This window comes from Caldisericum sp. (assembly GCF_049967455.1).
GTDB classification, from domain to species: Bacteria; Caldisericota; Caldisericia; order Caldisericales; family Caldisericaceae; genus Caldisericum; species Caldisericum exile_A.
The window spans coordinates 1-8,374 of the sequence record NZ_JBMFSR010000041.1; the positions used below are offsets into that span (position 1 = coordinate 1).

Sequence of the window (8,374 nt, forward strand, 5' to 3'; positions counted from 1 at the left end):
ATCTCCAATATTAGAAAGGGGGCATCCCCCTTTCTAACTTACCCCCTAAGGCAAAATTATTATTTGGTGGTATTGAGGGGGTACCTTAACCCAAAAAAGCGAGGGCAAGGCTCCGGGGATAAGGGAGGTGAAAAAGGGAAAAAGAAAAGCGAAAAGAAAGCAAAACAAATTTAAAAAGAAATTTTTAAGAAAAGGGAAATTAAAATAAAATCTGTAATAAGGAGGTTAATTTGAAAGCAAAAAGACTAATAATAGTTGCAATTTTATTGTTTGTTTTGGTTTTGGCTAATTCAGGAAGTTTTAAAGTCAAAGCAAATGATGAGTATAGTCAATCATATGTTGACGCATACAACCTTAAGCATACTCAAGAACTTCTGAATGAAGCATTAGATAAAGCAATTCTCTTAAATAAGAATAATCTATCTACAAGACCAAAGTTTTCGATAGATGATGTAGTTGCTTATAGTTATACGTTCGATCATTACGACTTTGGAAGTGGTTTTGTTAATAATAAGGGATATTGGATAAAGTCCATATCGGCAAACAATCCTTTACCTTATCCTTCCCCTTTAACTTTAACTGTGAATGAAATCCAGGCACTTAGCGGTAGCGTTTCAGTGAATGCAGAGATAACAGCTTCTCTGAAGAGTGCCATAGTAAGTAAAATCGAATCTAAGATGGGTGTTACTGTAACTTTCTACAAGTCATACGAAACAGGTACACAGGCAACATATTCTATAAATGTTCCTGCATACCAAGAATGGACTATCACTGCCTGGTATCCATCTGTTTCTTCATCAGGAACGGCATATTACAAATGGATTGATACAAATGGAAACACTGGAATTACAGCAAAACCTTGCGGTGCGGTAACCCCAAGAGTTGCAAGTAGTGGTTTTTCACTAATCTATTTTGATGCACATCAAGGGTCAACACAGCCATAATTTAAAAGAGTAAGGAGGATATTAAGATGAAAACAAAATTATTTACAACCACTTTAATTAGTTTTCTAATAGTAATTATTGTTGTAGCATCGATTGTAACATTAAATTTTTCGTTGAAAAATTCTGAGAAGATGACATACGGTAGCTTCCTTCAAGAGATTGTAAGAATTTCAAAATTTGTAAGCGAAGATTATAAAATATATAGCCTAACAGATCCTTCTTACTTTGTTACTCACTCTGTACTTGTCACAGGTTTAATTGATATTAATAATCTCAAAAAATATAATACCTATCTTAAAGTGGATCCTAAACTAATAAGCGAAGATAAATTAGATGAAAAAAGTAAAAAGTTGGCAAAGGAATTTGGGGTTGATCCAGTAGAAATTTCATATCAATATCCTGATCAAAAACAAGCTTTTAAAGGTTATCCAACTTGTTTTAAAACTATTTTTTATAGCACTAAGGATGCTGAATTTATAGAAGTGTTTTTCCAATATGATCAGCAGTTAAATTTGAAATCGAACCTATTTTATGACGATTTACATCTCCCAATAAGCGTTTTAAAAAACAATTTTGATAAAATAGGAGTTTCAATTCCAAAACTTCAAAATACAGAAGAAAAAGATTGTAAATTAGGTATCTTTACCTTTTCCAAAAAAGGTATGCTTATGAGCATTTTTTATTATGTTCCAGATAATGCAAACTTTCGATTTTTAGATTCTTTTATTCCATTCGTTTATAATGAAAATAATTGAAGAATTTTTAAAAAAACAGAATAAATTCTTTTAATCTTGCGTAATAAGAGAACTTCTCCAAAAGTGGAGTCTTCTCACTACGTTAAAGTGAGATAAGTTTTGTTCATTAAGATAACAAAGTAAGGGAAGTAATACACTTGTCCAACATAGCAAAAAATAAACCAGTTCTTATTTTTGAAACTAAATAAATGCTTGCATTCAAAAAGGCATTAAAAGGTAAAAATGTTTCAAAAAAGATTTAGGTAAATATCTTCTCTAATTTTTCCTTCTCATTAAGGCAACGAAGAACGGGGCGCCCACAAGACCTGTAAGAATCCCAATAGGAATTTCTGAAGGGAATGTAGTCCTTGAAATTGTATCGATTAACAATAAAAAAGCGCTACCAAAAAGTGCCGATAATGGCAATACAAATCTATTATCATAACCTATGACAAACCTCACAATATGTGGAACGACAAGCCCAACCCAACCTATGACACCCCCTAAAGAGACAACTATTGCAGTCTGAAGCGTTGTTATAGCGATAAGTGTTCGTTTTAGTACCTTTGGATTTTCTCCAAGACTTATTGCTTCTTCTTCTCCGAAAGAAAGAATATTAAGCTTCCATCCAAAGAAAGCAACAATCAATAAAAACAAAATAAGAATTGGACTAAAAGTATAGACTTCCTTAAGGGTAATTTGGGACAAACTTCCCATAAGCCAAAAAACTATCTGCGGCAACTTTGAAAATGGGTCTGCGACATACTTTAAAAATGAGGTAAAAGATTGAAAAAGACTTCCAACTACAAAGCCCGCAAGGACAAGCGTTATATTATCATTTTTTATTCTTGAAGCGCTCAGAGTTAGCAATACTGAAAGAATACCAAACGCAAATGCAAGTAATTCAACAACAACCAAATTATTTGAAATAAGAATGCCTAACGCAGCTCCAAATCCAGCACCAGAAGAGACACCCAAAATATAAGAAGAAACAAGAGGGTTATTGAATATGCCTTGATAAACAGCACCAGTTTCAGAAAGTGTTGCACCAATAAGAAGCGCTGCAATGATTCTTGGAATCCTTACATCGAGGATAACGGATTTGGGAACTCCTTCAAGTTTACCAGCAAAAAATAAAAAGACATCCCTAATGCTTATATTAAAACGCCCCAACAGAATTGAAAAAATTACAAGACCAATGTTTATGATAATTGAAAGTATCAAAACACCAAAAAAACGGCTTTCCTTTGAAACTATTACTCTAACATTACTATTTTGCGTAGATGAAGGTCCTTCCATTGATACTTACCTTTTCGACATCAATACCATAAACATATTTAAGATTTTTTTCAGTTAGAACTTCCTCAGGTTTGCCTATTGCAACCATTTCTCCCTTTTTCATAAGGAGTATGCGATCTGATACCTGAAGCGCTTCATTTGGATCATGAAGAGTCACAACAATTGTTTTCCCTTTCTTTTCTTTGAGTTCTATAATTTTTTGAAGTACCAGAGAAGCATTCTTAAAGTCAAGAAATGCAGTAGGCTCATCAAAAAGCATGACTTTTGATTCCTGTGCTAACGCTCTTGCAATGAGAACAAGCCTTAACTCGCCACCGCTTATATCTGTGTAAGGTCTATCTTTAAGATGATAAATTCCAAGCTCTTCTAAAATCGAAAGCGCAATTCTTTTGTCAGATTCCTTTGGGAACATTGCATCCATCTGCGGATTTCTTCCCATTAAAACCACATCAAAAACCGTGTAAGGTTGTGTTGCTCTATGAATTTGTGGCACCAATGAAACTGTTTTTGCAAGTTCATTATAGGAGTATCGCCTTATATCTTTCCCAAGGATAAGCACAGTGCCACCCCTCGGCTCAAGAATTTTTGAAAGCAACTTTAAAAGTGTTGTCTTTCCGCTTCCATTTGGGCCAAGGAGGGCGAGCGTTTCGCCCTCCTTAACCTCTATCGAGAGACCTTTGAGTACCTCCGTATCAAAATAACCAAAATTCAAATTTTCGATTTTTATCATATTAACTTCCAAGTATATACTTTAAATCCTCATCAGTCAAATTATAGTTAAATATTGCTTTGTAAAACTCTTTTGCTTCATTTTTCAAATTGAAATTGACTTCATTTGGATAGAGGATATTCGAAAGCCACATAATGCCAAGTATTGACTCTGGCTCAGGAAGGTCATAAGAGCCTATGAACTGCGGCATCACATAAACATTCTTGTTCTTAACTGCATTTACATTTTGAAGCACGCTATTTGAAAGGACCGACTGCACCGTGTCATTACAATATGGCGCAAGGATGATGTAATCAGGATTGTAGTTTAAGATTTGCTCAATAGATACATCTACTTTTCCGCCTTTAAGTGTTGATGTAACACTTACTCCGTTAGAGCGAGCGATAATTTCGTTTTGGATAAGCGATGAGCCTGCCGTTTGAGTAAGTCTACCAAGTGCAAAATAGACCTTCTTTTTATTCTGTAAATATTTTGTTTTGCTATCAATGTAATTAAGTTTTGAATTCAAATATATAAGGGCATTTTTTGCTTCTGTAGGAGTGCCAAGAATTGTTCCCAAAAACTGGATTGATTTAAGAATACCCGAAACAGACTCTACATCAAGCAAAGCAACAGGAATCCCTACTTCAACTATCTTTTTAATTGGTGTAGTGGCATTTGTTATGACAAGATCCGGTTTAAACTTTAGGATTGTTTCCACATTTGGATCTTTAAAACTACTACCATCGGGTATGCTTTTTGCCTTTGGAAAAACTTTTGAAAAATTATCCATATTAAAGACCTTCGCAGTAGGAATTGCAACAATACAATCCTCTTTCTTTAAAGGAAACAGAAGGAGAGTTGCCATAGGATATAGAGAAACAATCTTATTAATCTTCTTTGGCACTATTATTTTTCTTCCAGTTGTATCATATGCCTCCACAAGTTGCTTTGGAAGCTCAAAAGAATTACTTGAAATAATAGTCCCACCAAAAAGATTTACAATATCTTTTAAAGATAGAAGCATTCGTCCATTTTTAAGAATAGGCATTTCAATTTCGTCATTCTTTCCGTTTAATATCACGGTGCTTTTATTAACCCATAGATTAACTTTTGTATCATTTAGAGTAATTGAAATTGATTTTTCCTTTGGGTTATAGGAAATTGTTCCACCTAATTCTTCTACAACTGCCCTTACGGGGATAAAAAGCATATCTCCTTTTAGAATTGGTGCAACATCAAGTTTTTTTTCAAAATTATCAATCTTAAAAATGCTTGAGCCTTCCTTAAATGCGAAGGTTCCAGTTGGCACATACGAAGCTCCTTTAAGAGGTGCATTTGGAAAAATACTAAGAATAAGTGCAAAAATAAGAATTAAAGCAAAAAATCTTTTCATTTATCTTACCTCCTTCTTTAAAACAATATATTCAATATACTTCTTAAAATTTGAAAGCTTTCCACCTTGTGAAATTGCATTAAGCACAAATTGCGGATGTTTAACAACAGAGGCGCCAATCACATCAACGCCATAATCAAATAGAACAGGTGATAGTGGTGTTGAAGGTCCAAAAACAATAGTTATTCCCTTTCGTTTAAGTGAAAGAAGACTTTCAAGGCTTTTGTTTGCAAGAGTTGAACCAGTTATAGCAACAATATCTGCTTCAGGAATGATGTAATATGCAGCAGTATCAATTGTATCGCCCTCACGTGGAGAACGCTCAAGCACAATAATTTCTTTAGCCTTAGCCCTCAGAGATTCGGAAATTGGAAAATGTCCGACAAAGACAACGCGCTTATCATAAGAAATGCTCTCTATGTAATCGAGCATGTTTAAATCTTCATAATTTTGAGGCACATCAAAAAGAGAATTAAGCGTTGCAACACCAATTGATACCTTTGTAAGATTAAATGTAAGCATATAATTAAGAAGCTCTTTTACGCTTTTTCCGATGAGATTTCCTGCATCTTCAACTTCATCATAAATACTTGAGTAAGTAAGAGAAATACCAACACCTTTCGATTGAACTGCACTCCAAACAACGCCTACCCTGACATCTTTTATAACCTCATAATGGTATGCCTTTACGTTTTCGATGAGGTCTTCATATAGTCCCATACATACCTCCAGATTTCTTCGGGCAAAGTGTCCCTATTTTCTTTGCTTACTTCAAAAATACTATCAGCCTTTTTTAAAGTATTTTCCAAAAATTCGTTTAATTCGGATTTTACAACATAAAAAACCAGTTTATCACTTTCAAGTACCTTAAAAACCATTTCTTTAAAGCGTAAGGCTTCTTTTTCGAGAAATCCAAGTTCATCCATAACAATTGCCTTACCGTATTGAAGCGCATCATGAAGTGCTTTCACTCCAACAGTTTCAAAAGAGTCTATAATAGGACGAATAACAAAATTTTCATCAAAATAGCCAATTGTCCCTTTTTCAAGAGTCCTAAGGTTAACTATTTCGAAGCCTTTAAGAGCACTTTCTTTAATGATAGGCACAGTCCTAAAACCAAACGGTTGCTCATTCAAATGAGACAATACTTTATTTAGGACAGTTGTTTTTCCAATTCCAATAGTGCCCGTAAGAGCAATCTTTAAATTAGGCAAACTACTACTAAATTCAATTTTTTTCATTTTGGCATCTCAATAGTCAGTAAATTATACACTTTTTTGCCAATATGTCAAGGTATTCAAAGAAATCAAAAATCCTACAGCTCTTTGACAAGTGTATATACATATGTATAATATGGCGGAGGTTGATAGAATGGATATAGAAGAATTTTTGGAAAAAAGGGTCTCAAAAAGCATACAAACAAAATTAGTGTTAATCGCTTCAACTTATTGGAGTTTCGTTGCGGGAGGAGTAATGGTTTTAAGCCTCACACTTCCAAAAATTGCTCAAACTTATGGTTTACAAAGTACTGTTGCAAGCCTCATTGCATCTTTTACATTCCTCGGAATGCTTATAGGTGCAATTATTTCTGGGAATATTGCAGACATAATAGGAAGGAAGCCTTTAATGGGAATTCTTGTTTCGATTGTGTCCATTTTTAGTGCTCTTACAGGATTAAAAGTTAATTTCTCAATACTTCTTTTAATTAGATTTATCACAGGACTTGGTCTTGGAGGGCTTTTACCTGTTGTAAATGCATATCTAACAGAATTTTTGCCAAAACTCGTAAGAGGGAGGCTTCTTGTAATTCTTGAAGGCAGTTGGGCAATCGGCTCAATAATCATAGGTATTGTTGCAATTACCATTGGAAAAACCAATTATTCCATAACTTATGTTGTATTTCTACTGGGACTTTTAACGCTTATCTTCCTCAAGTTTATCCCTGAATCAATAAAATTTCTTCTTAAGAAAGGAAAAATTGATGAAGCAAAGAAAAATCTAAAACTTTTGGGAATAGACTATGGGGGAACTTTAGAGATTACGAAAGAGGAAGTTCTTCAATTACCATTTTTAAATTTGTTTAGAGAAAAATATTTTCCAACAACACTTATGATCTTCTATGTTTGGTTTGTCATATCTTTTTCTTATTACGCATTCTTTACATGGCTTCCTAAAGTTATTTCAAGTTTAATTGGAACAGAAATCACAAAATCGATAAACTATACCTTCACAATGTTAGTAATGCAACTTCCGGGATATTTGCTTGGTGCATACCTAATTGAAGCAATTGGACGAAAAAAGAGTTTGTTTATATCCCTTTTAGGAACATCCATTATGGCATTTATCTTTACAACATCAAAGACACCAAATCAAATTTTAATAAATGGAAGTCTTCTTACGATTTTCTGTATGAGTGCCTGGGGAATAATCTATGCATATACGCCTGAACTTTATCCAACAGAATTTAGAGCAACTGCAAATGGCTCTGCTGGAGCACTCGCAAGAGTCGCTGGAATCCTTGCACCAATATTCATATCTTCTCAATTTAAAAATTTAGCTTTTGCAATCTCAACGCTTGGAGTTATACTTGTAATAGGTGGTATTCTTGTCCTTATAATAGGAAAAGAAACTAAAGGTGAAAGTATAGGATGAAAGAAAAAGAAGGACGTATTAAAGAGATTTTAAAATTACTTGAAGATAACGTGCCTATAAGTGGCACTGTCCTTGCAAACAAACTTGGAGTAACACGACAAATAATCGTACAGGACATTGCGGTCCTTAAAAGCAGAGGCTATAACATTATCTCAACTGCAAGGGGATACATATTAAATAGCAAAACACCAAAGTTTGTAAGACTTGTTGCAGTCAAGCATGAGAAAAGCGATATAAGAAAAGAACTGGAAATTATTGTTTCAAACGGGGGAGAGGTGTTAGATGTTATTGTTGAGCATCCCGTATACGGAGAGATAAAAGGATACCTCAATTTAAAGACACTTGATGATGTAAAAGCATTTATTACCGCTATGGAAACTTCTCACGCTGAACCTCTTTTAACACTCTCCCATGGTATTCACCTTCACCACATCGGTGGAGAATCAGAGGAAATCCTTGATAGAATTGAGCAAAAATTAAAAGAAGAAGGAATATTACTTTAAAGTAAAGATTAGTCAAGGAGTTTTAAGATATTAACAAAAACTTCAAAATTCTAAAAGCTCTCGAATTGCATCATCAAAATTCTATATGAAATTGAATCGTTGCCTCACATAAGAATCTATTCAAAAATAGAAATGGA

The 8,374-nt window shown here is 34.0% G+C and carries 9 protein-coding genes; 4 read left to right on the plus strand and 5 right to left on the minus strand.

All coding sequences use genetic code 11. The features are described from left to right. The first annotated feature begins 230 nt into the window (after window positions 1-230). Window positions 231-944, plus strand: coding sequence for a hypothetical protein (locus ACP5SP_RS06770; RefSeq protein WP_428067192.1), 714 nt, complete (start codon window positions 231-233; stop codon window positions 942-944). A 26-nt stretch (window positions 945-970) separates the two neighbouring features. Then, window positions 971-1,699 (plus strand): hypothetical protein, encoded by a 729-nt coding sequence (locus ACP5SP_RS06775; protein ID WP_424587070.1) that lies wholly within the window; start codon window positions 971-973, stop codon window positions 1,697-1,699. 255 nt (window positions 1,700-1,954) lie between these two features. On the opposite strand, the gene ACP5SP_RS06780 is transcribed toward ACP5SP_RS06775, so the two are convergent. Genes ACP5SP_RS06780 through ACP5SP_RS06800 form a run of 5 tightly spaced genes read right to left on the minus strand, consistent with a single transcriptional unit; the run spans window position 1,955 to window position 6,323 of the window. Then, on the minus strand, window positions 1,955-2,977 hold the full coding sequence (locus ACP5SP_RS06780; protein WP_424587071.1) for a FecCD family ABC transporter permease: 1,023 nt from the start codon (window positions 2,975-2,977) through the stop codon (window positions 1,955-1,957). Further along, the gene (locus ACP5SP_RS06785; protein ID WP_424587072.1) at window positions 2,949-3,707 is read right to left on the minus strand and encodes an ABC transporter ATP-binding protein; all 759 of its coding nucleotides are present in this window, start codon (window positions 3,705-3,707) and stop codon (window positions 2,949-2,951) included. Before ACP5SP_RS06785 ends, ACP5SP_RS06780 begins: the two co-directional genes overlap by 29 nt. A gap of 1 nt (window position 3,708) precedes the next feature. Further along, complete coding sequence (locus ACP5SP_RS06790) at window positions 3,709-5,082, minus strand: ABC transporter substrate-binding protein (RefSeq protein ID WP_424587073.1); 1,374 nt, start codon at window positions 5,080-5,082, stop codon at window positions 3,709-3,711. Beyond that, complete coding sequence (locus ACP5SP_RS06795; protein WP_416085275.1) at window positions 5,083-5,802, minus strand: DUF364 domain-containing protein; 720 nt, start codon at window positions 5,800-5,802, stop codon at window positions 5,083-5,085. After that, entirely contained in the window at window positions 5,769-6,323 is a 555-nt protein-coding gene (locus ACP5SP_RS06800; protein WP_424587074.1) for a nucleoside-triphosphatase, read from the minus strand. Before ACP5SP_RS06800 ends, ACP5SP_RS06795 begins: the two co-directional genes overlap by 34 nt. Before the next feature lie 130 nt (window positions 6,324-6,453). On the opposite strand from ACP5SP_RS06800, the gene ACP5SP_RS06805 reads away from it, so the two are divergent. Together ACP5SP_RS06805 and ACP5SP_RS06810 are read left to right on the plus strand one after the other, a co-directional pair. Next, complete coding sequence (locus ACP5SP_RS06805; RefSeq protein WP_428076314.1) at window positions 6,454-7,734, plus strand: MFS transporter; 1,281 nt, start codon at window positions 6,454-6,456, stop codon at window positions 7,732-7,734. After that, window positions 7,731-8,237: a transcription repressor NadR gene (locus tag ACP5SP_RS06810; protein ID WP_416085278.1), complete on the plus strand. Its 507-nt coding sequence runs from the start codon at window positions 7,731-7,733 to the stop codon at window positions 8,235-8,237. The genes ACP5SP_RS06805 and ACP5SP_RS06810 overlap by 4 nt, the downstream gene beginning before the upstream one ends. The last annotated feature ends 137 nt before the right edge of the window (window positions 8,238-8,374 follow it).

What these genes read in the sequence shown, in the direction of transcription:
- ACP5SP_RS06775 (WP_424587070.1), top strand. Translation starts at nt 971, where the DNA reads ATGAAAACAAAATTATTTACAACCACTTTAATTAGTTTTCTAATAGTA.
- ACP5SP_RS06780 (WP_424587071.1), bottom strand. Translation starts at nt 2,977, where the DNA reads ATGGAAGGACCTTCATCTACGCAAAATAGTAATGTTAGAGTAATAGTT.
- ACP5SP_RS06785 (WP_424587072.1), bottom strand. Translation starts at nt 3,707, where the DNA reads ATGATAAAAATCGAAAATTTGAATTTTGGTTATTTTGATACGGAGGTA.
- ACP5SP_RS06790 (WP_424587073.1), bottom strand. Translation starts at nt 5,082, where the DNA reads ATGAAAAGATTTTTTGCTTTAATTCTTATTTTTGCACTTATTCTTAGT.
- ACP5SP_RS06795 (WP_416085275.1), bottom strand. Translation starts at nt 5,802, where the DNA reads ATGGGACTATATGAAGACCTCATCGAAAACGTAAAGGCATACCATTAT.
- ACP5SP_RS06800 (WP_424587074.1), bottom strand. Translation starts at nt 6,323, where the DNA reads ATGAAAAAAATTGAATTTAGTAGTAGTTTGCCTAATTTAAAGATTGCT.
- ACP5SP_RS06805 (WP_428076314.1), top strand. Translation starts at nt 6,454, where the DNA reads ATGGATATAGAAGAATTTTTGGAAAAAAGGGTCTCAAAAAGCATACAA.
- ACP5SP_RS06810 (WP_416085278.1), top strand. Translation starts at nt 7,731, where the DNA reads ATGAAAGAAAAAGAAGGACGTATTAAAGAGATTTTAAAATTACTTGAA.